The sequence below is a fragment of the Elusimicrobiota bacterium genome, assembly GCA_041660185.1.
Classification (GTDB): domain Bacteria; phylum Elusimicrobiota; class Elusimicrobia; order 2-01-FULL-59-12; family 2-01-FULL-59-12; genus JBAZWU01.
Genome location: JBAZWU010000009.1, coordinates 13186 through 39374 on the forward strand (window position 1 = coordinate 13186; position 26189 = coordinate 39374).

The 26189-nt window shown below is 57.3% G+C and carries 28 protein-coding genes and 1 pseudogene; 27 read left to right on the forward strand and 2 right to left on the reverse strand.

Annotation, left to right across the window (positions count from 1 at the left end; all coding sequences use genetic code 11):
- Window positions 1–44: 44 nt before the first annotated feature.
- Genes hpnH through WC859_07880 form a run of 5 tightly spaced genes read left to right on the forward strand, consistent with a single transcriptional unit; the run spans window position 45 to window position 6380 of the window.
- Window positions 45–1076, forward strand: a complete 1032-nt coding sequence (gene hpnH / locus WC859_07860; GenBank protein MFA5976059.1) for an adenosyl-hopene transferase HpnH — start codon at window positions 45–47, stop codon at window positions 1074–1076.
- A complete protein-coding gene (shc, locus tag WC859_07865; GenBank protein ID MFA5976060.1) occupies window positions 1069–3210 on the forward strand; it encodes a squalene--hopene cyclase in 2142 nt (713 codons plus the stop codon). Before hpnH ends, shc begins: the two co-directional genes overlap by 8 nt.
- 3 nt (window positions 3211–3213) lie before the next feature.
- Window positions 3214–4215 (forward strand): hopanoid-associated sugar epimerase, encoded by a 1002-nt coding sequence (hpnA, locus tag WC859_07870; GenBank protein MFA5976061.1) that lies wholly within the window; start codon window positions 3214–3216, stop codon window positions 4213–4215.
- Complete coding sequence (locus tag WC859_07875; GenBank protein ID MFA5976062.1) at window positions 4212–4820, forward strand: hypothetical protein; 609 nt, start codon at window positions 4212–4214, stop codon at window positions 4818–4820. The genes hpnA and WC859_07875 overlap by 4 nt, the downstream gene beginning before the upstream one ends.
- A gap of 3 nt (window positions 4821–4823) precedes the next feature.
- Window positions 4824–6380, forward strand: coding sequence for a hypothetical protein (locus tag WC859_07880; protein ID MFA5976063.1), 1557 nt, complete (start codon window positions 4824–4826; stop codon window positions 6378–6380).
- On the opposite strand, the gene WC859_07885 is transcribed toward WC859_07880, so the two are convergent.
- Window positions 6329–6895, reverse strand: coding sequence for an NUDIX hydrolase (locus WC859_07885; protein MFA5976064.1), 567 nt, complete (start codon window positions 6893–6895; stop codon window positions 6329–6331). The genes WC859_07880 and WC859_07885 overlap by 52 nt on opposite strands.
- Window positions 6896–6942: 47 nt before the next feature.
- On the opposite strand from WC859_07885, the gene WC859_07890 reads away from it, so the two are divergent.
- The 8 genes from WC859_07890 to aroB all read left to right on the forward strand — a co-directional run bounded on the left by WC859_07890 (window position 6943) and on the right by aroB (window position 14154).
- Window positions 6943–7368, forward strand: coding sequence for a hypothetical protein (locus WC859_07890; protein MFA5976065.1), 426 nt, complete (start codon window positions 6943–6945; stop codon window positions 7366–7368).
- A gap of 2 nt (window positions 7369–7370) precedes the next feature.
- Window positions 7371–8633: a hypothetical protein gene (locus WC859_07895; GenBank protein MFA5976066.1), complete on the forward strand. Its 1263-nt coding sequence runs from the start codon at window positions 7371–7373 to the stop codon at window positions 8631–8633.
- Between the two features lie 62 nt (window positions 8634–8695).
- Window positions 8696–8908: a hypothetical protein gene (locus WC859_07900; GenBank protein ID MFA5976067.1), complete on the forward strand. Its 213-nt coding sequence runs from the start codon at window positions 8696–8698 to the stop codon at window positions 8906–8908.
- A complete protein-coding gene (locus WC859_07905; GenBank protein MFA5976068.1) occupies window positions 8905–10254 on the forward strand; it encodes a TldD/PmbA family protein in 1350 nt (449 codons plus the stop codon). Before WC859_07900 ends, WC859_07905 begins: the two co-directional genes overlap by 4 nt.
- Complete coding sequence (locus tag WC859_07910; protein MFA5976069.1) at window positions 10255–11115, forward strand: shikimate dehydrogenase; 861 nt, start codon at window positions 10255–10257, stop codon at window positions 11113–11115.
- A 106-nt stretch (window positions 11116–11221) separates the two neighbouring features.
- The gene (aroC, locus tag WC859_07915; protein MFA5976070.1) at window positions 11222–12391 is read left to right on the forward strand and encodes a chorismate synthase; all 1170 of its coding nucleotides are present in this window, start codon (window positions 11222–11224) and stop codon (window positions 12389–12391) included.
- Between the two features lie 153 nt (window positions 12392–12544).
- Window positions 12545–13060: a shikimate kinase gene (locus tag WC859_07920; protein ID MFA5976071.1), complete on the forward strand. Its 516-nt coding sequence runs from the start codon at window positions 12545–12547 to the stop codon at window positions 13058–13060.
- Window positions 13057–14154, forward strand: a complete 1098-nt coding sequence (gene aroB / locus WC859_07925; GenBank protein MFA5976072.1) for a 3-dehydroquinate synthase — start codon at window positions 13057–13059, stop codon at window positions 14152–14154. The genes WC859_07920 and aroB overlap by 4 nt, the downstream gene beginning before the upstream one ends.
- A 194-nt stretch (window positions 14155–14348) precedes the next feature.
- Here aroB and WC859_07930 read toward each other — a convergent pair whose 3' ends face one another.
- A complete protein-coding gene (locus WC859_07930; protein ID MFA5976073.1) occupies window positions 14349–14912 on the reverse strand; it encodes a transposase in 564 nt (187 codons plus the stop codon).
- A 155-nt stretch (window positions 14913–15067) separates the two neighbouring features.
- On the opposite strand from WC859_07930, the gene WC859_07935 reads away from it, so the two are divergent.
- From WC859_07935 to ilvN, 14 genes and pseudogenes are all read left to right on the forward strand, one after another.
- A complete protein-coding gene (locus WC859_07935; protein MFA5976074.1) occupies window positions 15068–15823 on the forward strand; it encodes a type I 3-dehydroquinate dehydratase in 756 nt (251 codons plus the stop codon).
- 1 nt (window position 15824) lies between these two features.
- Window positions 15825–16889 (forward strand): aminopeptidase P family protein, encoded by a 1065-nt coding sequence (locus tag WC859_07940; protein ID MFA5976075.1) that lies wholly within the window; start codon window positions 15825–15827, stop codon window positions 16887–16889.
- A gap of 12 nt (window positions 16890–16901) precedes the next feature.
- Window positions 16902–17459 carry an elongation factor P gene (gene efp / locus WC859_07945; GenBank protein ID MFA5976076.1) on the forward strand — a complete coding sequence of 186 codons (558 nt, stop codon included), beginning with the start codon at window positions 16902–16904 and terminating at the stop codon, window positions 17457–17459.
- Window positions 17460–17551: 92 nt separating this feature from the next.
- Window positions 17552–18004: an acetyl-CoA carboxylase biotin carboxyl carrier protein subunit gene (locus WC859_07950; GenBank protein ID MFA5976077.1), complete on the forward strand. Its 453-nt coding sequence runs from the start codon at window positions 17552–17554 to the stop codon at window positions 18002–18004.
- Complete coding sequence (accC, locus tag WC859_07955; protein MFA5976078.1) at window positions 17997–19361, forward strand: acetyl-CoA carboxylase biotin carboxylase subunit; 1365 nt, start codon at window positions 17997–17999, stop codon at window positions 19359–19361. Before WC859_07950 ends, accC begins: the two co-directional genes overlap by 8 nt.
- Window positions 19362–19363: 2 nt before the next feature.
- Window positions 19364–19939: a D-sedoheptulose 7-phosphate isomerase gene (locus WC859_07960; GenBank protein ID MFA5976079.1), complete on the forward strand. Its 576-nt coding sequence runs from the start codon at window positions 19364–19366 to the stop codon at window positions 19937–19939.
- 55 nt (window positions 19940–19994) lie between these two features.
- Window positions 19995–20432 (forward strand): annotated as a pseudogene (gene rfaE2, locus WC859_07965) (D-glycero-beta-D-manno-heptose 1-phosphate adenylyltransferase).
- Window positions 20419–20826 carry a hypothetical protein gene (locus WC859_07970; GenBank protein MFA5976080.1) on the forward strand — a complete coding sequence of 136 codons (408 nt, stop codon included), beginning with the start codon at window positions 20419–20421 and terminating at the stop codon, window positions 20824–20826. Before rfaE2 ends, WC859_07970 begins: the two are co-directional and overlap by 14 nt.
- Complete coding sequence (gene thiE / locus WC859_07975) at window positions 20796–21473, forward strand: thiamine phosphate synthase (GenBank protein MFA5976081.1); 678 nt, start codon at window positions 20796–20798, stop codon at window positions 21471–21473. Before WC859_07970 ends, thiE begins: the two co-directional genes overlap by 31 nt.
- A 17-nt stretch (window positions 21474–21490) precedes the next feature.
- The gene (thrB, locus tag WC859_07980) at window positions 21491–22426 is read left to right on the forward strand and encodes a homoserine kinase (GenBank protein MFA5976082.1); all 936 of its coding nucleotides are present in this window, start codon (window positions 21491–21493) and stop codon (window positions 22424–22426) included.
- On the forward strand, window positions 22423–23655 hold the full coding sequence (locus tag WC859_07985; protein ID MFA5976083.1) for an aspartate kinase: 1233 nt from the start codon (window positions 22423–22425) through the stop codon (window positions 23653–23655). Before thrB ends, WC859_07985 begins: the two co-directional genes overlap by 4 nt.
- A gap of 8 nt (window positions 23656–23663) precedes the next feature.
- Window positions 23664–25244, forward strand: coding sequence for a citramalate synthase (cimA, locus tag WC859_07990; protein ID MFA5976084.1), 1581 nt, complete (start codon window positions 23664–23666; stop codon window positions 25242–25244).
- 40 nt (window positions 25245–25284) lie between these two features.
- Entirely contained in the window at window positions 25285–25653 is a 369-nt protein-coding gene (locus WC859_07995; protein ID MFA5976085.1) for a hypothetical protein, read from the forward strand.
- A gap of 41 nt (window positions 25654–25694) precedes the next feature.
- A complete protein-coding gene (ilvN, locus tag WC859_08000) occupies window positions 25695–26183 on the forward strand; it encodes an acetolactate synthase small subunit (GenBank protein ID MFA5976086.1) in 489 nt (162 codons plus the stop codon).
- The last annotated feature ends 6 nt before the right edge of the window (window positions 26184–26189 follow it).

Here is a 26189-nt window from a genome sequence, read left to right on the forward strand (position 1 = left end):
GCCCCGGCCTGCGGTTTTCATTACGTTTAGGGGAATAGCTCTTTATGGCGTTGTCCTTGTTGCAAAACTTCCAAGTTGGCGCCTATGTCATGAAACACCGGTTTCTGGGGACCAAACGGTTCCCGCTGGTTCTCATGCTGGAGCCGCTTTTCCGCTGCAACCTGGCATGTTCCGGGTGCGGCAAAATCCAATACCCCGTGGAAATCCTCAAAAAAGATCTGACGGTTGACGAATGCATCGAAGCCATTGAGGCATGCGGAGCGCCGGTGGTGTCCATCGCCGGAGGGGAACCGCTGCTTCATCCGGAGATGCCGAAAATTGTGGCGGAATACGTCAAACGAAAGAAATTTGTCTACCTTTGCACCAATGCGCTCCTGCTGGAGCGGCGGCTGAAGGAATTTGTGCCGTCGGCTTATTTAACGTTCAGCATTCATCTGGATGGTTTGGAGAAACGGCACGACGAGCTGGTGTGCCGTGAGGGAACCTTCAAGGCGGCTGTCAGCGCCATTCGGACCGCGAAAGCCGCTGGTTTCCGGGTGACGACCAATACGACGGTGTTTGAGGGGGAAAAGCCGGAGGACCTCCAGGGGCTTTTCGACTATTTGACGAACGATCTGAAGATCGACGGGATGACGATTTCTCCGGGCTATGCGTATCAGAAAGCCCAGGATCAGGAGCATTTTCTGCGGCGGGAGCGTACCCGTGAGCTGTTCCGCCAGATTCTCAAGCCCTCGTCAGGCACAGGAGCGTCGTGCCGGCCGCGATGGCCGTTTAATCATTCGTCTTTCTTTCTGGAGTTCCTGACGGGAGGGAAGGAGTATGCGTGTACGCCGTGGGGAAACCCGACCCGGAATGTTTTCGGCTGGCAGAAGCCGTGTTATCTGATGTCCGACGGGCATACGAAGACGTACCAGGAATTGATGGACACAACGGATTGGGACCGGTATGGGACAGGGAAAGATCCTCGCTGCGCGGATTGCATGGCGCACTGCGGTTATGAGCCGACGGCGGTCTTGGACGCCACGTCGGGACCGGCGGCTATGTGGCGGTCGCTGAAAGATTCGATTTATGGTTAAACGGGTTGTCTCTGAGATTGTTTCGTATGTCAACGCCGATCTCCTGGAACGGAATGCGGCGCGTTTTCTGCCGGGGTTCTCCCGCCGCCGGCTCTTCAAAAAGCCCGGCCACTGGGACCGGATCTTCCCGGCCCTGGAACCCGTTTTGTCGGGCGAAGAAAAATCGATCAGCCGGACCTTAAAGGACTCTCTGGAGCGTGCCCAGCGCTGGCTGCTGGGCAAGCAGAATTCTCTGGATGGTCACTGGGTCTCTGATCTGCGGGCCGATACGACCATCGAGTCGGACATGATCATGCTGTACCTCTTCCTGGGCTGGCACAACCGTCCCGCGGTCCGGGAGAAGATCCGGCGGATGGCTTTGTTTATCTTACGCTCTCAAAATGAAGAGGGTGGATGGCCCATTTACCGGAACGGCCCGAGCGAGATCTCCGCCACGTTAAAAGCCTACTGGGCCCTGAAGCTGGCCGGGGTTGAAGCCGGTGACCCTCATCTTGTCAAAGCCCGGGAGTGTTTCTTCCGGCTGGGCGGGATCCATAAAATTAATTCCTACAGTAAATTCTACCTTTCGCTTTTCGGTCTTTATGACTGGGCGGGGGTTCCGGCGATTCCACCGGAGCTGATGTTCTTTCCGAATTGGTTCTACTTCAATATTTACGAGATGTCCTCCTGGACGCGCGGCATCGTTATCCCGCTGTCCATTGTCTGGGCCAAGCGGCCGAAGCTGCCGTTGCCCGCCCATGGACGGCTCGACGAGCTTTTCCGCCCCGGGGAGCCGCGCTGGGTGCCGGTGGGGGGCGAGAGCCTGAATCCTCCGGAAGGGTTCTTTTCCTGGCGCAAATTCTTCCTCGAGCTGGACGCTTTCCTGAAAGACATGGAAGGACGCGGGCCCTACTTCCTGCGCGGCTGGGCGCTCAAAAGGGCCGAACGGTGGATGCTGGAACACAACGAAAAATCCGACGGGTTGGCAGCTATCTTTCCGGCCATGCTGAACACTATCCTGGCCTTGAAGGCCCTGGGCCATCCGGATGACCACCCGGTTCTGCAGCACAATTTAAAAGAGCTGGAGCGGTTCTATGTTGATCACGGGGAAGACGGTTTGGAGATTCAGCCCTGTGTGTCGCCGGTGTGGGATACCGCTATTTCCGTTATGGCGCTGGCGGAGTCGGGGCTTCGGGCCGATCATCCTTCGCTGATCAAGGCAACCCGCTGGTTGCTCGATAAAGAAGTGAAAATGGGCGGGGATTGGCGCGTGAAGAACACGACCGGTCCTGTCGGCGGCTGGCCGTTTGAATATGAAAATGCCTTCTACCCGGATATCGACGATACGGCGATGGTCCTTTTGGCGTTGCGCCGGGTGAAACTTGAAGGGCCCTTTGCTCAGGCGCGGGAAAAAGCATTCCTGCGCGGTTTGAATTGGGTGCTGTCCATGCAAAGCACCAACGGCGGATGGGCCGCCTTTGACGTGGACAATACGAAATGGATCTTTACCCAGATTCCGTTTGCCGATCATAACGCGATGATCGATCCGCCGACGGCGGATGTGACCGCCCGTGTTTTAGAGGCGCTGGGTCTGGTCGGTTATGACAAAACCTATCCATGCGTGCAGCGCGCCGTCACGTTCCTGAAAAAAGAGCAGGAAGCCGACGGATCATGGTACGGCCGGTGGGGTGTGAATTATATTTACGGGACCTGGCAGGTGGTCCGCGGTCTGACCTGTGTCGGGGAAAATCCGGATGATCCGTATATCCAGAATGCGCTGGAGTGGCTGCGAAGCGTTCAGCAGCCGGACGGCGGATGGGGCGAGCGTTGTGACACGTATGACGATTCCCGCCTGAAGGGGAAAGGCCCCAGCACCCCCAGCCAGACGGCGTGGGGGATCATGGCCTTTCTATCGTGCGGTTATACGGAGGATCCGGCGGTTGTCCAGGGGATCCAGTATCTTCTGAAAACGCAGCGGCCGGACGGGTCCTGGGATGAAACCGAGTTCACCGGAACCGGTTTCCCGAAAGTTTTTTATCTGGAGTACACCTACTATCGACATTACTTCCCGCTCCTGGCCCTCGGGATGTATAAACGGTTGACGCGCCATCGTCGCATGCCCGTTCCCTTCTCTTCGCTCGCCATGACGGAATAAAACATGCCTCGCGCTCTGGTTACAGGAGGCAGCGGGTTCATCGGCAGTCATGTGGTCCGCCATCTCCTGGCGCAAAAGGCCACCGTTCGCTGCCTCATCCGGCCAAACTCCACGCGTAAAAATCTGGACGGGCTTTCCGTCGAGTATGTGATCGGCGATCTGCGCGATCCCGGATCCTTGAAATTAGCGGTTCGGGATTGCGACTGGCTTTTCCACGTGGCGGCGGATTACCGGCTCTGGGTCCGTCATCCCGAAGAAATGGACCGGGTCAACATTCAGGGCACCCGCGATCTCTTTGAAGCGGCGGCCGAAGCGAAAATCCAGCGGATCGTGTTTACATCAAGTGTCTCGGCCATCGGGCGGCCTCTGGTTGACGGGCATCTGGGGATCGGGCGGGAGGAGTTGGAACCGGCCCCGGATCAGCTGGTCGGTCCGTACAAGAAGTCCAAATTTCTCTCCGATCAGCTGGCCCGCGATTTTGTTTCAAAAGGCTGGCCGATCGTCATCGTCAATCCGTCGACTCCCATCGGCTCCCGCGACATCAAACCCACTCCAACCGGAAAAATGATCGTGGATTTTCTGAATCGCAAGATGCCGGGATACGTCGAAACCGGGCTCAATTTTGTTGATGTCGAGAACGTGGCCGCCGGGCACTGGCTGGCCGCTCAAAAAGGCCGCATCGGCGATCGTTACATTCTCGGCAACCGCAACATGACCCTCAAAGCCTTTCTGGATATGCTGGCGAAAATCGCAGGCCTTCCGGCTCCGCGTTTTCGGATTCCCTATGCGGTCGCCTGGATGGCCGGAGCCGTCAGCACGGGGCTGTCGTACCTCACGAACCAAGAGCCCGCTATCCCGCTCAACGGTGTCCGCATGGCTCATGAAAGGATGTATTACGACGCTTCCAAAGCAGTTCGCGAGCTCGGGCTTCCACAGACGCCCATTGAAGAAGCGCTTCAAAAAGCGGTGAGCTGGTTCCGTCAGAATGGGTACGTAAAACCATGAAAACACTCGGGATTGTGATGGCCACGCGGTGGGAAGCCTATCTGGTTTTGAAAGAGTTCCGGTTCCGTCGTTTAAAGCACAACCTCTTCCAGGCCACGATCGCGAATCAACCGGTTCTTCTGGCTTTGTCCGGGGTTGGGAAAGAAGCCGCCCGACGGACGGCTCATCGTCTTTGTGATGAAGGTGCCGGAGTGCTGATCTCTGCCGGATTTTGCGGCGCTCTTGTTCCGGGACTGCGGGTGGGCGATCTCGTGACCGATCGGATGGCAACGGTGAACGCGCCCGTCCGTAACCGTGCGGAGCGAGTGGCTTTAGCCCGTCAGGTCAATGCGGTGGCTTGCGATATGGAAACCCAATCGGTGATCGAAGCGGGGACACGCCGGGGCGTGCCCATCCATATTTTGCGGGTGGTGAGCGACGAGCTGGATGACGATTTATCACCGCTCCTGGGAGCCGGTGGCGCCTATTCAAATCTTCGGATCGCCCTGCGCTTAGTGAATCCGAAGGCGTGGCCATTGGCCAGGCGGCTTTTGCGAAACAGCGTGGTCGCCAAAAAGCGCCTGGTCGAGGCGTTGGTTTCTTTCCTGAAAAGCAAGACGAGCTAAACGATGTCCAAACACGCAACTCGCGCCGGAGTGGTCTGGGTCCTTTTGATCGCCGGTTTCTGGCTGATCTACGGGCTTACTCCGCGGCATAACTATTCCTATGACGGTCTATGCTACGCGTGTGACGTAGAATTGGCCCCTGTCAGCAATCTGTTCCATCCGAATCATCTGCTTTATACAGCCGTTTCCTCTGAGGCCTGGCACTTGTTCCGGTGGTTCGGATACCCGGGCCGGGCGCTTTTTTTCATGCAGAATCTGAACGCTTTTGTTGGCGCTCTGGCTGTGGCGTTGTTGGGGTGGCTGGTCAGCCGGCGCTATGGCGCTGTGTTGGGGCTTGTCGCCGGCGGGTGTTGGGGGGCGAGTTACGCGCTTTGGTCAGAGGTCACGGATCCGGGATGCTACGCTTGGGCCGCTTTGGCGGCGGTTTTGTTGCTCGGGTTGCTCTTGGAATCGGATCAGGCCGATGCGTTCTGGGTGGGAGCGGGTCATGGGGTCCTGGTGTTGTTTCATCAGATGCTGATCCTGCTCGCGCCTGCTTTTGCCGTTCAGCTGGTAATGCGGCGGGCCCGGCCGTGGCGGGCCCTCCTCGCTTACTCCATGGGACTTCTTCTGACCGTCGGCTTGCCGTATGGCCTCATCGCGACTGTTTTCCATGGGTCTTCCTGGCGGGAAGCGATTTACTGGGCGCTGGGTCCCGGTGGCCCGCCCCCTGGCGTCGCGATCTTGAGTCGTTTTTGGTGGAGTCTGGATTGGGTTCCCAATGTGGTCAACGCCTGGAAGGGACTGGTCGGCAGTCTGCTTTGGTACGAGTTTTCGAAAACATCTTTTGCGGTCGGTTCCATTGTTCTGGCCATCGGCATCGGTGCGTGGACGGGTTGGGTTGTTCGAAAAAGACGCTGGGCCCGGCGAAAGGAGTTATGGTCGTTGCTGATCTGGGTCATCGTTCTGAATGTATTCCTATTTTTCTTCTATACCGGAACAATTCGCTATCGAATTCTTCTCTGGCCGGTTCTTTTGTATCTGGCGGCGATGGCTCTGGCGGAAACCCACCGGCCCTTCGTGTATGGGACCCTTGGATTTCTGGGAGTGCTGGGGATGCTGGTTTTTAACGGATGGCGCGGCCTCCGGCCCTTGAGGCAGGTCCCGCCGGGGTTGGCTTACGTGGAATGGGTTGCGCGGGAGGTGCGAGAGACCGACTTTTTGCTTTTCGCCGGCACCGGTGATTCTTCTGTCCAGAATGTATATATGGCGTACTTCGCCCCCCGCGTTCCCGCCCGTTCCGTTCAGGGATATTTTTTCAGCCATCCCGGAGGGGATATCACGTTTCTGGACCGCCGGGTACGGTTGTCTGTGCTGCAGGGAGGACGATTTTGGGTAGAAAGCAGTTTGTTGGACCCGGCATTCCAGCGCGTTCTGGAGACGGGAGCGCTGCGTCCTGTCCCGCCGGGAACGCTGGCGCGCTGGTTCCGTGCGTACCGGGTTGAAGAGGAGCGGACCGGTCCCGCCGGTTACCGGCTGGCCCGTCTTCGTCCGCTCAAAAAAGTTTTCCAGGCCAGGTAAGCAATCACTGTTTTCGAATCCCGGATTTTACCTTTCTGAATCATCCGCTCCAGCCGGGCCGTCGGCATTTCCACAATTTCCAGGTATTCATCATCGTCGGGGTTGACCTGTGTTTGAACCAGTTCCGTCGCCACGTACACGTGAATGAGTTCATCTGAAAAAGCCGCCGTAGGCCAGAACGCGAGGAGTTTCCGGATTTTCCCGGCGCGAACCCCCGCTTCCTCTTCGAGTTCCCGTTTCACGCACGCCAGCGGGTCCTCCCCCTTGGACAGTTTCCCGGCGGGGATCTCGTAGGTAAAGTCGCCCACGGGGTAGCGGTATTGCTTGATCAAAATGACGCGGTCTTGTTTTGGAAACGCCAGCACTCCCACCGCTCCCGGATGGGTGAGATACTCGCGCTGAGCGGTCTTCCCGTCCGGCAGACGGATGGTATCCGTTCGAAATCCAACCGCGTTTCCTTGATAGTGATGAGCGATTTTTAGAAGATGTTCTTTGTAGCGGTTCGTTAATTTCATCTTCGCTCCCTGTTGTCTGGGGTCGGGTCCATTATAGGATGGTACGAATGGGTTTCCTATGGAAACGTTACCGTGCGCAAGCCTCATGGGGGTTGGTCTGCCTGTTGTTGTCGACCCAATGGTTTCTGTGCGGTCGGCATGCTCTTCAGACTCTCCGGACACTCCAACGAGTTCGAGGGATGACGGATGCGCAACGGTGTGTCCTGATTTGGGGACCGTTTTATCAACAACTTCTGAGGGCTCAGTCCGTCATCCCCGAAAAAGCAACCATCCGGTGGGTCTCCTCTCAGCCGCCCTGGTATGTGGTGTACTATCTGTATCCTCGGTTGCTCTTCTATGGGGCGTTGTCGCTTCAGGAGTTGCCGTCCGTGCGGCGGCGGTTCCCTTCGGAGTGGGTTCTGTCTTTTGTGGACCAGGTCCCCAAGCATTTTGAAATCTATGAACCTTTGCAGGCTTCGAAAGGACCTCGATAATCATGGCGATTGTTGAGCTGATCGAGCAATGGCCCTGGCTTTTTGGAACGGGATCCATCCTTTGGAGTTACGGCTGGTTCCTGGCCAATGTGTGCGGAGTTTCTATGAGGCGAGGGCCCCTTCTCGGCGTGGGGGTTGCTCTGCTCCTGGGAATCGGTGTTTTTTGGGGGCGATCCTTCGCCGTGATCCGCAAGAAAGATGTCCCAGTCGCTTGTCGCCCGATCGAGACCCTGATGGTTCTGCTGATCGCGTCGACGGTTGTTTTTGCGTTCTGGCAGACCGCGCTTCCCATTTATATGTGGGACAGTATTGTCATGTACGCGTTCAAAGCCAAGATTCTTTTTACAGAAGGCACCTTCCGAACGCGGGCTTTTCAGGATTCCTCCCTCTATCACATTAACGCTGATTATCCGCTTCTGCTGTCTTATCTGGAGGCGTCGTATTTCATCCTTCTGGGCCGTGTCGAAGAGCGTTGGATCCGGTTGATTTTTCTGGCCTACTGGCTCGGATGGCTCAGCCTGATCTATCGCGGGTTGCGGCTCCGCTGGCCGCGACCCTGGTCGTTGGCCGGAGTCGCGGGTCTGGCGACCCTTCCGCTTTTTTTCGAAGAATTCATGGGGCAGGCGACTTCCGGTTTTGCGGATATCCCGCTGGCCTTTTATTGGACCGGATTTCTGCTGGCGGTTTTCGGGTGGCGGCAATCTCCCAATCGAACGGATGGCTGGCGGGCCGTCCTTTTCGCCATCGGATGCGCTTTTACAAAAGCGGAGGGGGGACCGCTTTTGGCGATCGCCGGAATCGCGTTCCTGGTGACCGGTCGAGGCCTTCGTCGACGCTTTCTCTGGCTGGCGGTCGTTATCGGAGTCGGGTTGATTCCCTGGTACGTGATTCGATTGACGATTCCGCATAATGCCGCCCACTTCATCCATTGGCCTGCGTTGGCCTGGAGCGAAGCTCTCAATCGCGCGAGATGGATCGGATCTTTCGGCATCCGTGAGTTAGCCAACGTTAACCGATGGGGATTCTTCTGGTTGCTGGTGGTTGGCGGATTCGTGTGGCCTCAACGAAAAGGTTTGGATCTTTCTGGGTCGATGATTTTGGTGTGTATCGTTCTTCTCCAGGTGGGACTTTATTCCTGGGTCTACTTCATTTATCCCGGAGATCTTCGGCTGCTCTTGCCGACGACCCTTCCCAGGCTCTTGATCCATGTCATAGGCCCTCTTGCTTTAGCGGTTGCCTGGCGCTGGCGAACGTTGCCTCTTTGACTGCTTCGACGGATTTTGATAGATTTTTCAAGCACATTTCACTGCCCGGTCGAGGTACAATTATGCTTATGCTGAGAGTTGTTCTAGGATTTTTCCTCGTTTTCCTTGGCCTGGCCTATCTTGTCCATCCCACGATCATTCTCCGGGTGAACGCCTGGATGCGCGAGCGTGTTTTTCGAGACGCCTACGTGTTATTGAACAATCGACGCATCGGCAGCGTTTTACTCCTTCTCGGATTTCTTTTATTCGCCTCGGCGCTGAGGCTTGACCAGTGAATTTAGTTCTCACGGGCGAGCGCGTTTTAGCGGAAACCGGTCGTCGTCTTCCTGGAGCGCAGGCCGAAGCTTTTTTGCTTGCGTCCGAGAGCCGGAATACGGAATGGAGCGAAGGCGCTCCGGAAAACGATGCCTTATCGCAAAGTCAGGGTCTCGGGTTGCGCGTGGTTCATGAAGGACGCTTGGGGTTTGGTTACACCAACCAGCTGACGCTGGATGCGGTCAGTGCCGTGGTGGAGCGGGCCGCGGCCGGCGCGCGCCTTTGTGCGGCGGAACCTTTGCTGGAAATTCCGGAGTCTCCGAAAGCGGCTTCTTCGCCGGTGGAGCTGCAGCTCGTCGATCCGTCCCTGAATTTGGCTTCTTCGGAATCCCGGGCGTCCTTTTTAAAAGAAGTCGAGGCCGACGTGAAGCGGCGTGATCCCCGTTTGGCCAAAGTGCTTCGCGCCAGTTACCGGGAGGGGCGTGTCCGTACCGCGGTCGTCAATAATCGCGGTGTGCGGGTGAGCGGGGAGGGGACCCACGTCAGTTTCGCTCTGGCCTGTGTGGCGGTGGAAGGGAGCGAAACGCAGGTGGGTTATGGTTTTCAGGCGGTCCGGCACCACGCGGATTTGAAAACCGGCTGGGTCGTTGACAAGACCGTTGAGCACACGTTATCGCTCCTGGGGGGGAAACAGCTCCCGTCCGGGCGTTACGATCTGTTGCTGGATCCTTTCGTCGCCGCGGAGATTCTGGAACTGATCGCCAGCGCTTTGCGGGCCGATCAGGTATTGAAGGGAAAATCGTTCCTTGGCGGCAGGGTCGGAGAATCCGTCGGAGCGTCGTGCCTGGATCTGATCGATGATGGGCGTTTGTTGCGCGGGCTCGGCAGTTCACCGTATGATGCGGAGGGACTCCCGACTCAAACGACCGTTTTGATCCGGCAAGGCGTGCTTCAAGGATTTTTGTATGACAGCTATAATGCTCGCCGGGCCGGGAAGCTGTCCAGCGGCAATGCCGGACGGGCCTCTTACAAAAGCGTTCCGGGACCGGAAGAGACCAATTTTTATTTGAAGCCCGGCACCCAATCGCCCGAGACGCTCGTGTCGAGCAGCCGTTCGGGGATTTACGTCCGCAGCGTGATGGGGCTGCATACCGTTGATGTCATCTCGGGCGATTTCTCGCTCGGGGTCATGGGCGAGCGGATTGAAAACGGCCGCCGGACGCACGGGGTTCGCGGCGTCACCATCGCCGGCAATCTGTTGGATCTGATGAAGAACGTGACCGCGGTGGGGTCGGATCTGATTTTTTCAGGGTCGGTGGGATCGCCCACCCTCTGCATTCGCGATATATCCGTAGGAGGCGCCTAAATGAAAGTATCAGGAGACACGCAGCTTTTCGGCATCATGGGATGCCCGATCGAGCATTCGCTTTCGCCGGTCATGCATAACGCCGCTTTTGAGGCCCTGGGGATCCGCGCGGTGTACGTGCCCTTCCTCGTCAAACCGGAAGAACTCGGGAAGGCGACGATGGCCTTGCGCGCGCTGGGAGTCTCCGGCGTGAACGTGACGGTGCCGCACAAGGGAGCGGTCATTGAGTTTTTGGATGAAATCGACCAGTCGGCCAAGCAGATCGGAGCCGTGAACACGATCGTACAGAAGAATAAACGCCTTCATGGCTACAACACGGATGGCGCCGGGTTTATCCTGTCTCTGCGAAAAGACGGTCATTTTGATCCGGAGGGGAAAAAGGTTGTGATTTTAGGGGCCGGCGGCGCGGCCAGCGCGGCCGCGATGTCTTTAGCCGAAGCTGGTGTGCGGCGGATCGTCATCGCCAATCGCAACAAAACGCGCTCCGAGATCCTGGCCAAGCGGGTCCTGCGCCATTTTGACCGCGAGACGCTTCCGGTGGCTCTGGATGAATCCCGGGCGCTCTACTGGCTGATGAAGGAAAGCGACCTCTTGGTGAACGCCACCTCCGTCGGGCTCGTCGGGAACGAGCGGCTCAATATCAATCCGAACGGTCTGCACCGGAAACTCTTTGTGTTTGATCTGGTCTACCGGGAAACCGCGCTTCTGAAGATGGCCAAGCGGCGCGGGTTGAAAACACTGGACGGCCTGGGCATGCTCGTGTCCCAGGGGGCGCGTTCCTTCGAGCTCTTCACCGGCAAGCGGGCGCCGTTTCGCGTGATGAGAAACGCGGCGGAGCAAGCATTGAAGTTCAGAAAATAAACCAGACGCGTCATTCCCCGCGGTCTCTGGCGGGGAATCCAGAATCAGCACGGCTCTGTGGATCCCCTGCCTGGGGCCGCAGGGGATGACGGAGGGGTCAAAATTTATGATGCGATATTTGACAGCAGGGGAATCTCACGGCCGTTCACTCACCGCCATCCTGGAAGGGATGCCGGCGGGGGTGGCGGTTACGGAAGAGGACATTCGGAAGGACCTGGCCCGCCGCCAGAAAGGGCATGGCCGCGGCCCGCGCATGGCCATCGAAGCCGACCGCGTCCAGATCACCAGTGGTGTTCGCTGGGGAGAAACGCTGGGGTCGCCCATTACACTCGTCATCGAGAATAAGGATTGGGAGAAGTGGCAGAAGCTGCTTTCCGTTGATCCGGCGGATCGCGACGACTCCAAGCGCGTGATCAAACCGCGCCCGGGCCACGCGGATCTGGTTGGGATGCTGAAATACGACCGGCGCGACGCGCAGGATATCCTGGAACGGGCTTCCGCGCGGGAGACCGCGGTTCGTGTGGCGGTCGGCGCGGTTTGCCGAAAGCTGCTGGAGGTTTTCGGCATCCAGGTGTATTCGTTCGTCCGGGAACTGGGCCCGCATCATCTGGATCTTTCGACGCTGCAGAGCCTGAGTCCAAAGGATCTGATCGCGGCTACGGAACAATCCCCGGTCCGTTGTCCGGACGCGGGACTGAGCGCCAAGATGGTCGAAGAAATCGAAACGGCCAAGTCTGCGGGGGATACACTGGGCGGTATTTTCACCGTGATCGTGGATGGATGCCCGGCGGGTCTCGGCAGCCACGTGCAGGGAGACCGTAAGCTGTGCGCGCGTCTGGCCGGAGCATTGATGTCCATTCAAGCCATCAAAGGTGTGGAGATCGGGCTTGGGTTTGAGGCCGCCCGGCAGCGCGGCAGCCAGGTCCATGATGAAATCCTTCATGACCCGGCGCGAGGGTATTACCGGGGCTCCAATAATGCCGGTGGTTTCGAGGGCGGCATGACCAACGGGGAGCGCCTCGTTCTGTCCGCGGCGATGAAGCCGATCGCCACGCTGATGAAGCCGCTTCAGTCGGTGAATGTGGAGACCAAAGAACCCTTCAAAGCGGAAGTGATCCGCTCGGATGTAACCGCGGTTCCTGCCGCTGGAGTCGTGGGAGAGGCGGTTGTCGCTTTCGAAGTCGCTAACGCCCTCTGCGAAAAATTCGGCGGGGATTCCTTACGGGAAATGAAAGACAACTTCGACCGGTATGCGGCTCATGTCCGGAAACGATAGGAGAGCCATTCCCATCGGTGTACCCTCTCATCATCCCCCGCGGTTGTTGGCGGGGGATCCATCATGCCGTGCCAGCATCTCCGACAAAAGAATAGATTCCCCGCCAGTGGCCGCGGGGAATGACGATCGAGGGGTAGTTGCGGAGCATCGTGCATGAATATCGTCTTAACAGGTTTTATGGGGACGGGGAAAACCGCTGTCGGACGTCATCTGGCGGAACGCCTGAAGGCTTCTTTCCATGACGTGGATGCGCTGATCGTCAAGCGGGCGGGAAAACCTGTGGCTCAGATTTTTGCCGAAGAGGGCGAACCCGCGTTCCGGGAGCTGGAACGCCAGGTGATCGCTGAGTTGGCGACCAAAGACCATGCGGTGATCGCCACGGGGGGCGGGGCTTTGGTCGACTCCGCGAACCGGACCGCGCTGGAACGCTCGAGCCTTCTGGTCTGCCTGACCGCGCGCACCGGAACGCTCTTGGAACGGCTGAAAGACGATGTCACGCGGCCGCTTCTGGCGGGCGAAGATCTGTCAGCGAAAATCGAACGTCTGATGAAAGAACGGGAATCCGTCTACGCCGCCTGCAGGTATCAGGTGGCGACGGATGGCAAAACTATCGCCGAAGTCGCCGGCGATATCCTTCAGAAAGTGGAATCCCAATGGCCGAACGGATGAATCAGCCGATCTCGCTTCAAGTCTGTGATCAGACCTCCGAAATCTGGGTGGGGCAGCCGTTGTCCCGGTTCGTCTCGCATCTTGCTCATCAGGCGGCTGTTTCGGGGACCCAGGTCGGGATTATCTGCGATGCCGCGGTCGCTTCCTCCTACGGGAAGGCGTTGAAACGTGAGCTGATCAAGGCGGATTTTGCCGCGGAGCTGTTCGTCGTGCCTTCCGGAGAAAAATCCAAATCCCTGGCCCAGGCCAGCCGGCTTTACCGGCTTCTGGCCCGGCGCCGCTTTGAACGCCGTTCCTGGCTGATCGCGGTGGGTGGAGGAGTTGTGGGGGACCTCACCGGGTTTGTGGCCGCCACGTATTTGCGCGGGATTCAGTACGTTCAGATGCCGACCACGCTCCTCGCGCAGGTGGATTCTTCGATCGGCGGGAAAACAGGGGTGGATCTCCCGGAAGGGAAAAACCTGGTCGGTTCTTTTTGTCAGGCGAGGATCGTGTGGATCGATCCGACTCTGCTTCGGACGCTTCCGAAAGAGCATTGGCGTAATGGTTTAGCCGAGGTCATTAAGTACGGGGCGATCTATGACGCCAAGCTTTTCAGCACGCTGGAAGAAAAAATCGATATTTTGAAAAAAGGTTACTCCCCACTCTGGATGTCCATTATTGCCCGGTGCGCGGAGATTAAAGCGGAGATTGTTCAGGACGACCCGGTAGAGATCAAGGGAAAACGCGCCATTTTAAATTTCGGCCATTCCGTGGGACATGCCATTGAAGCGGCTGGCGGATACAAGACCACCCTTCATGGAGAAGCTATTTCCATCGGGATGTTTGTCGCCGGCTACCTCTCGTCGCAGATGGGGCTTCTGGAGCCGGTGGATCGTATCCGGTTGGGAACCCTTCTGACCCAGGCCGGCCTGCCTTCGCGCGTCAAACGACCGATTCCCCGCGAGCAGCTGATGCAGTTCCTGGCCCGGGACAAGAAAGTGGAAGACGGAATCGTAAAATTTGTTCTCCTGCAGTCCCTGGGCAAAGCCGTCAGCTGCCAGACCGTCCCGCCCGACCTCCTCGACCCCGCCCTCGCCGCGTCGGGGTTGTAGGGAAGCAGAGAGGCGTTCCTGCCGAACGGCTTTCCGAACAATCACCGACTGACCGGGCGCGCAAATTATTTCTGATTATGTGGTTGTTGTAACCGAATGGGCCGTCCGGATGGCCAGCCGGCCGCCCCTACGTTCCTGTCCTTTTTGTCTATGGTTGCAATATGCAACCTGAGAGGGGCGGTGAGGTTTCAAGGTCACAAATTGTGACCTTGAAAACGCGCATTGTTTTGGATGTATTCCCTCAATTTGTCCAGTTCAACTTCATTTCTGATTACGCGGTCGTTGTAACCTCTCTGCCACACCTTTTCACCTGGGGTGCCTCGTAAATCATTGATGCATTTGGTGGTGGTGGCCTTGAATTGAGCGATGACGGACCCCAATGTTCTGGGTTGTCGATGTAACGTTTTGGCGGGCGCACAGCGGTGCGCCCCTACAGTTCCCATGTCCCGGTGGATGTCCATATCGATGATCAGGATCGCATGGAAATGATCCGGCATAATGGTCCAATCGTCCAGATAAACACCCGGTCGTATTAATGGCGGACGTAACCATTCCTCCCTGACAATTAATCCGGCATCAGACAATTGAACAGCGTTATTCAGAATCCTGCCAAACAGCGGTTGGCGGCCAATTGCAACCAGGGAAACAAAATATGCCCCTGATTGTCCATAATCGAACAATGGCATTCGGGTGGATAAACGATGCGGATAAATACGATCCATTGGGTATGTTGGGGCGCACCGCTGTGCGCCCGCCATGCTGCCCGCCCAGGAATGAAAGGGTGCCCCTAACCATTGGATGGGCATGCGGTCAGAATATTCATGATGACGTCCGTGTTCATTTTCCCCGTTTGACACGGGGGATGACACATTACACAATACACAGCAGCCGGACCGCCTGAGGGGGTCAAACCATGAAAAACGAGCTTTTATCGTTGTTGAAGAAATCCTCACCGTTGCTGGTGGCCTCGCTGGATGGGGATGATCTGCCCTATTTGCTGGAGCAGGCGCGCTCCGAGCGGGCCGATATCGTGGAGATCCGCCTGGACCTCTGGGGCAATTTCTTCCGGGACGACATGCTCGATAAGATGGCCCGTTTTAAGGCAAAAATCGGCATCCCCATGCTCGTGAGTTTCCGCGGCGGCCATCCTTTCCCGAAATGGTGGCAGCCGGTCCATTGGCGGGCGCTCGCGCATGCCGCTATGATCGATGTCGAGTGGAATCCCAAATACTCCTGGCGCGACATTCTCAAGAACGCCGGCCGCTATAACCTGGCCTTGATGATTTCGCATCACGACTATACCGCCACCCCGACGGAAGCCAAACTGCTGAAACTGGCGAAGGCGGCCTATGCCAAGAAAGCTGATATCGTCAAAATCGCAACGCGCGTTACGGTGGAGGAAGATGTTCGCACGCTCCTGCAGGTGAGCGCCCGGCTGGGCGCTAAAAAACAGGTGGCGGTCATGGGAATGGGGCCGCTGGGGACGGTTTCGCGCCTGGCGATGCCGATTTTCCACACGTGCCTGATCTATGGATACATCGGTACGCCTACCGCCAGCGGCCAGCTGTCTTACCGGGACCTTCAGGAGCGCATCCGCGCGCTCTATCCGCATTACGAGGAAGGTTTTCAGGAACGCCAAGCCCGCCTTCTCAGTGCCAGCCTCGTTTAGCATGCCGAAAGCGCTGGTTTCGCATCACCTCAATTTCCAAAAGCGTCTCAAAATCCTGAAAGTTGACGCTTATTGGGTGACCCATGTCCCGGATTTGTTTTACCTGGCCGGTTTCTCGAGCGAAGGTTGCTGGGGACTCGTGGGCCGGCGACAAGCGATCATGCTGACTCCGGCCCTTGTGGCTGAGCAGGCCTCGGCCATCGCCACGGAGTTTAAAATTAGGACCGTCAAGAAAGCCCGGGATGTCTATGGGATGGTGGTCGAGCTGGCGATTCGAAACAAGTGGCGAACGATCGGGTACGACCCGTCCCGCACCGTGGAAACATACATTCAGGCGATTCGCAAGGCATCTGGCCGCCGGTTGAAGTGGGTCCCGATCCCCTCGGCCATAGCTTCCTTGCGCATCAAAAAAGATCCAGAGGAAATCCGGGCGATGCGCCGGGCCGGACATCTTGTGGTGAAGGGGTTCAACCATATCCGGAAGATCGCCAGGCCTGGGATGCGGGAGTGTGATCTGGCAGCTGAATTTGAAGCCTATATCCGTAAGAACGGCGCGACCAAATCATCGTTCGATTCGATTGTGGCTTCCGGCAAAAATGCCGCTTATCCGCACTACATTACCGGAAACCGGATTTTGCGGAAAAATGATGTTGTTTTGTGTGATTTAGGTGTTCTGGTGGATGGCTACTGCTCTGACTTGACCCGTACCTTCTTTTTGGGTAGGATATCCCCCTTGGGTCAGAAGATATACAGCGTTGTCGTACAGGCCCAGCGTTCCGCTATCCAAGCTGTCAAGCCAGGTGTAAGAACCGCCCAGATCGACCGCATCGCCCGGGATGAAATCGAGCGAGCCGGATATGGGCGGCGTTTCATTCATAGCACCGGCCATGGCGTAGGGATCGAGATTCACGAGGCACCCTCGGTGGGGCCAGCCAGTCAAGAGGTTCTGGAACCCGGCATGATCATTACGGTTGAGCCGGGTATTTATCTGCAGGGATTCGGTGGTGTGCGGATCGAAGACACCCTGCTGGTCACCCGGACCGGATGTGAAATTTTAACGAAATAAGAAGGTATTTTTATGTTAGAGCCCGTTGATTTTAGAAATGGTTTGATCATCGAATACGAAGGCACGCCCTACCAGATTTTATGGTTTCAAAACCACAAAACCGCGATGTCGCATGCCATCATGCGCGTCAAATTCAAGAACCTCTATACGGGGTCGATCCTTGAGCGGACTTTCAAACAGGCGGACCGCTTTAAAGAGATCATCCCGACCAAGCGGAAGAAGCAGTTCCTCTACGTCGACGGCGATATGTACCATTTCATGGACATGGAAACCTTCGAACAACTGTCCTATCCGAAGGAAAAGCTGGGAGACATGGCCCAGTATTTGACCGAAAACCTGGAAGTCGAAGCGCTTTATCTCGATGATAAGTTCCTTTCGATTGCGCTTCCCACGTCGGTTGAGATGAAAGTCTCCTCCACCGTGCCGGGGATCAAGGGCGACTCCGTCTCCAATATGATGAAGCCAGCGACCCTTGAGACCGGGGTTGAAATACAGGTCCCGCTCTTCGTCAAAGAAGGAGATTCGATCCGTGTGGATACCCGCACCGGCGAGTATCTGTCCCGGGCCTAATTTGGAGCCGTCATCCCCCGCGGACTCTGGCGGGGGATCTAGCAACCAATGATGGATCCCCGACAGTGGCTTTCGGGGATGACGGAAGAAAAATGATTATGGAACCCACGATGCTGAAAAAGCAGCTGAAGGAGCTTCTGGAGTTCGCTCAAAAGACTGACCTCCAGGAAGTGGTCTGGGAGAAGAAGGATGCTCAGATCAGCTTCCGGCGAAGCGGAGCCTCTACCCGGGGGTTGGATGCGCCAGCGCCATCCGCTTCACGGGTGCCGGCGAAGCCCGCGAAATCATTTGAGCCCATGACCATCAAATCCACTATGGTCGGGACCTTTTACCGTTCGGATTCTCTGGATCGTCCACCACTGGTGGTGGAAGGAACCATTGTCAACGCCGGGCAGCCGGTGGCCGCCATCGAAGCGATGAAAATTATGAAGGACGTGGTCGCTCAGTCCCCCTGCCGGATTGTCAAAGCGCTGGTCGCCAACGGGCATGCCGTGGAGTATGGGCAGCCCCTCTTTGAAGTGGAGCCTGCACCGGACAATGTTTAAGAAAATACTTATCGCGAACCGGGGGGAAATCGCCGTCCGGATCATCCGGACGTGCCGGGAGATGGGCATCCGGACGGTGGCGGTGCATTCCGAGCCTGATCGTTACAGCCGCCATGTTCAGATCGCGGATGAATCGGTTTGTATCGGTCCGGGGCCGGCGACGGAAAGCTATCTCAATATCCCGAACATCATCTCGGCGGCAGAAATCTCCGGGGCGGACGCGATCCATCCGGGGTACGGCTTTCTGGCGGAAAATACCTACTTTGCCGATGTGTGCGAGTCCTGCCATATCCATTTTATCGGTCCTTCGAAAGAAGCGATCGAACGCATGGGCGACAAGGCGGCGGCGCGTGAAACCATGCACAAAGCCGGGGTCCCCATTATTCCAGGTTCGGATGGGCCGGTATCTCTGGAAGATCCAGGACTCCCGAAGCTGGCCCGCAAGATCGGTTATCCCGTCATTGTGAAAGCGGTCGCCGGCGGCGGGGGCAAGGGCATGCGGGTGGTCAAGAACGAAGCCGAGCTGATTCCGGCGATTCAGGTCGCCCAGGCTGAAGCCAAAGCAGCTTTCGGCAACGGCGATGTTTATATTGAAAAGTATCTGGAAAGGCCCCGGCATATCGAATTTCAAATTGTAGCCGATTGCAAAGGACATGTGGTTTATCTGCCGGAACGCGAGTGTTCCATCCAGCGGCGTCACCAGAAGCTAATCGAAGAAAGCCCGTCGCTGGCCGTGGATTCCAGCCTGCGGCGGAAGATGGGCAAGGCCGCCCGCCGTGCCGCGGAAGCCGTGAATTATGTGACGGTCGGAACGGTGGAGTTCCTATTGGACCCACGCGGGGAGTACTATTTTCTCGAGATGAATACCCGGATCCAGGTCGAACATACCGTTACGGAAATGGTCACGGGCCTTGATCTGGTCAGAGAGCAGATCCGTCTGGCGGCCGGTGAACGGATTACCTACGACCGGGACGATTTCCCGCTCCTGGGTCATGCCATTGAAGTGCGTATTAATGCGGAGGATCCGGACCACGATTTCCGTCCTTCTCCGGGCACCATCAAGCAGGTCCTATTCCCGGGGCCTCCGGGGGTCCGGGTGGATACGCACATTTACGCCGGCTATGCCATTCCGACTTACTATGATTCGCTTCTGGCCAAGCTGATCGTATTGGGAACCAATCGGGACGAGGCGATCCGCCGGATGCAGCGCGCCCTCTCGGAGTTCACGATTGAAGGGGTGAAGACCACTCTGCCGCTGTTCGCCAGGATCATGCAGCATGAGGTGTATCGCAAAGGCGAGGCCTATACGGATTTTATCGCCAAGTATATGATGGAAAACGTCAACGGAGCGAAATAACGATGCCCTATTCGATCGCGGATCATCTTCGTCAGACCGCTTCGGTTCAGACGCGCATGGCCGAGCAGCTGGCGGAAGTTGAGCAGCTCGCGGACCGTCTCTGCCGCGCGCTGCAGGCGGGTAAAAAACTGGTTGTTTTCGGTAACGGCGGGAGCGCGGCGGACGCCCAACATTTCGCGGCCGAAATCATCGGACGTTTTGAAAAGGAACGACAGGCTCTGCCGGCGGTCGCTTTAACCACCGACACCTCCATTTTGACGGCGATCGGCAATGATTACTCCTACGACGAAGTCTTCGCCCGCCAGGTTCAGGGGCTGGTTCAATCGGGCGATGTGGTCGTGGCGATTTCAACCAGCGGGAACTCCCGCAGTATCTTGCGCGGAGTGGAGGAATCCCGCCGTCGCGGCGCCTGGGTCGCCGGCCTGACGGGGATGTCGGGCGGCAAGTTGAAGGATGTTGTGGATTGCTGCATTCGCGTTCCCTCTCAACGCACGGCGCATATCCAGGAAACGCACATTGCTCTTATCCACGCGCTCTGCGCGCGGGTGGATGAGGTGTTCCTCCCCGCGAGCGTCTAACGCGTTCGATTTTTCCATGACCTCCACATCTCGGAGTAAAGTATTTTCAGCCACAGCCCTTGCCCGACGGCTTCGCCGGCGGGGCGGCCGCGTTGTTTTTACGAATGGGGTTTACGATTTGATTCACGCCGGTCACGTCACGCTTCTCCAGAAGGCCAGGGCCCTGGGGGATTGCCTGGTCCTGGGGCTCAATTCAGATCGGTCCGTGCGTCGCCTCAAGGGACCGAAGCGCCCCCTCTGTTCGCAAGCGGACCGAGCCAAAGTCTTAGCCGCTCTGGAAGCGGTGGATTACATTGTTTTTTTCGAGGAAGACACCCCGCATGAGCTTTTGAAAAAGCTTCGGCCCGCTATCCTGGTCAAGGGGGGCGATTACCGTGCCGATGAAATCGTCGGCCGGGACCTGGTCAAAAAAGTCGTGCGCATCCCGCTTGTGCCGGGACGCTCCACGACCAACACCATTTCAAAGATTTTAAAGGCTTATGGGAAGAGATAAGGAAGGTGTCTGGCGTCTGTTGGACGCCAACGCCAACCGGTTACGCGAAGGCCTGCGAGTCATCGAAGATACAGCGCGCTTTGTGCTGAACCGGCCGGGTGCCGCGAAAGCGTTTCGAGCCCTGCGCCACGAATTCGACGGGCTGATTCGAGGCCACTATCATCCGCTGGTGAGTCACCGCGATGTTGAGCAAGATCCTGGACGGACCAATCTCTCTAAGTCGTACCGGGACGGGGTTCCCGAACTGGTGGTCGCCAATATCAAACGCTGCGAAGAAGCGTTACGGGTCTTTGAGGAATATGGACGGGTTCTTTCCCCGCGTGCGGTCAGCACCGCCCAAAAACTGCGGTTTCGGGTATACCAATGGGAAAAACGATTGCTCCCCCGACGTTGATTAAACGCTTCATCGCCTCCCGGTTGTATGTGATCACCTGTCCTCCGGCGGGTGGAACGGAAGGCTACGAACCGATGGTGACGGCGGCCTGTGAGGGGGGCGCGGACGTGGTACAATTTCGCGACAAGCTCCTCAGCGGCCGAGAGCGGTACGCGGTAGCATTGCGCTTGAGGCACATCTGCTCCGCGCGGAACGTTCTTTTTATTGTGAATGACAGCCTGGATCTGGCCCTGGCCGTGGGGGCCGATGGGGTTCATCTGGGACAGGAGGATCTGCCGTTGCCGGCCGCCCGTGAATTGATCGGGAGAATGACCCGGCGGGAGTTTCTCCTCGGGTGTTCAACCCATCGTTTATCCCAGGCTTTGGAAGCCGAGCGGCAGGGCGCAGACTATATCGGAATCGGCCCTGTATTTGCGACGCCGACGAAGCCTTCGGTTGAACCGGTGGGGCTGCAGCTCGTGCGCGAGGTCACGGCCCGGATCCGCATCCCGCAGGTGGCGATTGGCGGGATCAGCGCCGAAAACATCCAGCAGGTCTTAGCGGTCGGTGCCCGGCGCGTGGCGGTGGTGCGGGCGGTCTGCGGGACAATGGATATCGCAGCAGCCACAACGTACCTGAAATCAATTTTAGAGAACCAAAAATATTAAGAATGAGTCGAGGAATTATGAAGCAACGAATCACAGTACAAATCCCCGCCACCAGCGCCAACCTGGGTCCCGGGTTTGACGTTCTGGGTGTGGCGCTGCATCACTTTAACGAGGTTACATTTGAGGCGCATGGTTCCGGATGGTCTCACCATCGGATCCATTTTCCGCTTTCGATTCGGATCGAGGGGGAAGGACAGGACACCTTGCCCCGCAATGACTCCAACCTGGTGTTGAAGTCCGCCCTGAAAGTGTTTAAGCGCGTGAAGCGCTGGCCGAAGTCCCTTGACGTGCGGATGGTGAACCGGATCCCGCTGTCTCGGGGTCTCGGTTCAAGCGCTGCCGCTGTTCTGGGGGGTCTTTCTGCGGCCAATGCCCTGCTCCATAAGCCGCTCTCCGATCAGGATATTTTAGAGATGGCGGTCCGGATGGAAGGCCACGCTGATAATGTCGTGCCGGCCATGGTCGGCGGATTTTGCGTGTCAGGGCTGATCGATCAACGGGTCCGTTATTTGAAATTTCCGGCGCCGGCCAACCTTCATGCCGTCATTTACTCGCCGGCCCGTCCATTGGCGACCTCGCAGTCGCGCCGTGTCCTGCCCCGCCGGGTTCCTTTTACGGCGGCGGTGTTCACCTCTTCCCGGGTCGCATTTCTGATCGGGGCGATTCTTCAGCGCCAGTATGATTTGTTGGGGTTTGCCATGGAGGACATTCTGCACCAGCCGACACGGTCCCACCTGGTGCCCGAACTCAATGACGTCATTCAGGCGGCTCGAAAAGCCGGCGCCTGGGGTGCGGCGCTTTCCGGCGCGGGATCTTCCATCATCGCTTTGACCCCTCCGGGGACGGTGGCCCGGCGCGTTGCCAATGCCATGAAACATGCGTTTCGTGTCCGCCGGCTGGAAAGCCGTTTCCTGGATCTGGCGCTGGACAATACGGGGATTCGCATCCGATGAAAAAGCTGGTGGTGATGAAATTCGGCGGCAGTTCCGTGGCCGATGCCGGCAAGATCAAGCATGTGGCCGGCCGTGTGATTGAGAAAAAGAAAGCCGGTTTTGGAGTGGTCGTCGTGGTCTCCGCGCCCGGCGACATGACCGATGACCTGATCGAGATGGCGCAGGAGGTTTCCGACGACCCGTCGCCGCGCGAGCTGGATATGCTTCTGGCCACAGGCGAGCAGGCTTCGATCGCCCTTTTGTGCATGGCCCTGCACTCCCAGGGGCACGATGCCATTTCGCTCACCGGGCCGCAGGCGGGGATTTTTGCGGATATGGACCATACGCGGGCCCGCATCACCGATATCCAGCCCAAGAAGGTTCGCGAGCAGTTGACCCGGAAACGCATCGTGGTGGTCGCTGGTTTTCAGGGCCTTAATGCGAACGAGGATATAACAACGTTGGGTCGCGGAGGAAGCGATTTGACCGCGATCGCCCTGGCCGCTGCACTCCAGGCGGATTTGTGCGAGATTTTTACGGATGTCGAGGGGGTTTATACCACCGATCCACGGGTGGTGCCGGACGCGCGCAAGCTGAACGAAATCTCTTATGACGAGATGCTCGAGCTGGCCGGATCCGGCGCTCAGGTGATGCAGGGCCGCTCGGTAGAGGTGGCTAAGAAATTTGGTGTGGTTTTCGAGGTCCGATCGACGTTTTCCAAGGCGTCCGGAACCCGAGTCCATCAGGAGGTTTCTCAAATGGAAGACGTCGTTGTGTCAGGGATCGCGTTTGATCGCAAACAAGCCAAAATCTCGATGGTGGATGTGCCGGACCGTCCAGGCGTGGCCGCCTCCATTTTTGGCGCGCTGGCCAAAGCGGGTGTGAACGTCGACATGATCATCCAATCTGAGGCCCGCGAGGGGACTAACGATATATCCTTTACGGTGAGCGAAGGAGAAGTCAAAAAAGCCCTCTCCGCGCTCGACCTGGTCAAGCACAAGCTCGAAGCCAAGGAACTCGCCTCCGACACAACCGTGGCCAAAGTCGCGGTGGTCGGAGTCGGGATGCGTAGCCACCCCGGGGTAGCGTCCCGCATGTTCCAGGCGCTGGCGGATCACAAGATCAATATCCAGATGATCTCCACGTCGGAGATTAAAATCTCCTGCATCATCAGCCGCTCTAAAGTGGAAGACGCAGTCAAGGTGCTGCATCAGGAGTTCGGGTTGGGAAAAACAGTCAAAAACCGTTGAGAAATGCCATGACCTCTATTCGATTATTCGATACCACGCTGCGTGATGGTTCCCAAGCCGAGGGGATTTCCTTCTCGACCAAGGATAAGCTGCGTATTCTCCAGGCGCTGGATCATCTGGGGATTCATTACATTGAAGGCGGCTGGCCGGGGAGCAATCCCAAGGACAACCAATTCTTTGCCGAGGCGCGTCAACTGAAGCTCAAACAGGCGCGCCTGACCGCTTTCGGTTCGACCCGCCGCAAAGGGATCCGTGCTTCGGAAGATGCCAACTTACAGGCGATTGTGCGGGCGAAAGTTCCGGTTTCCTGTATTTTCGGAAAAACCTGGGATCTCCATGTCGCGCGGGCGTTGAATACGACGCTGGACGAAAATCTCCGGATGATCCGGGATTCCGTCGTTTATCTGAAGTCTAAAAAGTTGGAAGTCATTTATGACGCCGAGCATTTCTTCGACGGCTATCGCGCCAATCCCGGCTATGCCTTGAAAACATTGGAAGCGGCTCTGGCCGGAGGCGCGGACAATCTCACGCTTTGCGATACCAATGGCGGGTCGATTCCTCGACAGATCTCCGCCGCTGTGGAGGCGGTCCGCGAAGCCTTTCCGCGGGCTTCTCTGGGAATCCATTGTCACAATGACTCCGGCTGCGCGGTCGCCAACACGGTGGCGGCGGTCGAGACGGGTGTGACGCTCGTTCAGGGGGTGATGAATGGTTTCGGGGAACGCTGCGGGAACGCCGACCTGGCGGTGGTTATCCCGGATCTGCAGCTGAAACTGGGGTATCCGGTCCTTTCGGACGATCAATTGCGTTCACTAACCGAGACCGCACATGCTGTTGCTGAAATCGCCAACATTGTGCCGAATGATCGGCAGCCTTACGTCGGGCATTCGGCTTTCGCTCATAAAGGCGGTGTGCATGTGTCGGCGCTGGCCCGGCATGTCGCCACCTACGAGCACATCGACCCGGCCTTGGTCGGGAATCAAAGACGCATTCTGATTTCCGAACTCTCCGGCAAGAGCAACGTTTTGATGAAGAGCAAAGGGATTCAGAAAGAATTGTTCCGGGACGGGAAGGCGACTCAGGTTGTCCTGGACGCGCTGAAGAAAAAAGAACTGGAAGGCTATCACTATGAAGGGGCGGAAGCGTCATTTGATCTCCTGGTTGAGAAAGCCTTGGGACGCTACAAGCCGGCTTTTGAATTGGAAAGTTTCCGGGTTTCTGTCGAAAACGGAGACTCCGAAGGTCTGGTGACCGAAGCCACGGTGAAGCTGAAGGTGAATGGCCGCAGCGACCACACGGTGGCCGAAGGGGACGGACCGGTCAACGCCCTGGATAACGCGTTGCGCAAAGCGCTGGAGAAGTTTTACCCGTCGATCAGGGACATGGCGTTGACGGATTATAAGGTTCGCGTCATTGATGCTGCCGCCGGTACAGCGGCCAAAGTCCGCGTTCTGATCGAGTCGCGGGATCCGCAGGATGAATGGACCACGACCGGGGTTTCAACAAATTTGATTGAAGCCTCCTGGATGGCGCTGGTGGATGCCATTGAGTATAAACTCTTTAAAGAAGCGGTAAAACGTCGAAAATAAGAGCTGAATCGATTACTTGCTATAATAAGAGAGAAAACACGTGCCCGACAGCGAGAATCCGAACCGGCGAAATCCTTTCCGGCTGATTGTTACCAAAGAAACACAGCTGCGTGTCCTCTGGCTGGTGGGGGTAAGCATCTTCTTTTCCATGGCTGTCGCGGTGACTTTGGCTTTCTGCATGGAGGAGTGGATTTGGGCGGTGGCGGTCGGTCTGGCCATTGGAGCCTTTGTGTCGCTCTGGGTTTCGCGAAGCATCGCCGGCCCTTATTACCGGATTGAAAAAGATCTTGAGGTTCTCTTAAGCGGCGCCGCCAGCGGCAAGATGATTCGCCTGCGTCCCGACGACCCGCTGCAGCATCTGGCCAATCTGATCAATGTTTTGATTGAGCGCACCCATTCAGCGCCATAAAAGGATTCTGACGCATGGAAAACAATAACGGCAGTCACGCGCTGTCCCGAACCATCTCCGTTCTCGTCGAGAACAAGTTTGGGGTCCTGGCCCGCATCGCCACACTTTTCGCGGCCCGCGGGTACAATATCGACAGCCTGGCGGTCGGCGAGACCGAAGATGCTTCTGTTTCCCGGATGACGATTGTCGCTTCCGGCAATGAGGCGGTTCTCGAGCAGGTGGAAAAGCAGCTCAATAAGCTCATTGATGTGATCAAAGTCACGACCTTCACCGGCGAAAAGCACATCGAGCGCGACCTGGCGCTGATCAAGGTGAAGTCGGACAAAACGAACCGCAGCGAAATTTATCAGATCGTGGATATCTTTCGCGCCAAGATTATTGACGTGGCCTCGGATTCCCTGATAATCGAGATGACGGGTGATGAGGAAAAAATTCAGGCGCTGGAAGCGCTGTTGCGGCCTTTCGGAATCAAAGAAATGGTCCGAACCGGGATCATTGCCATGGCCCGTGGTACTAAGAAAAAAGACTAAGGAGTC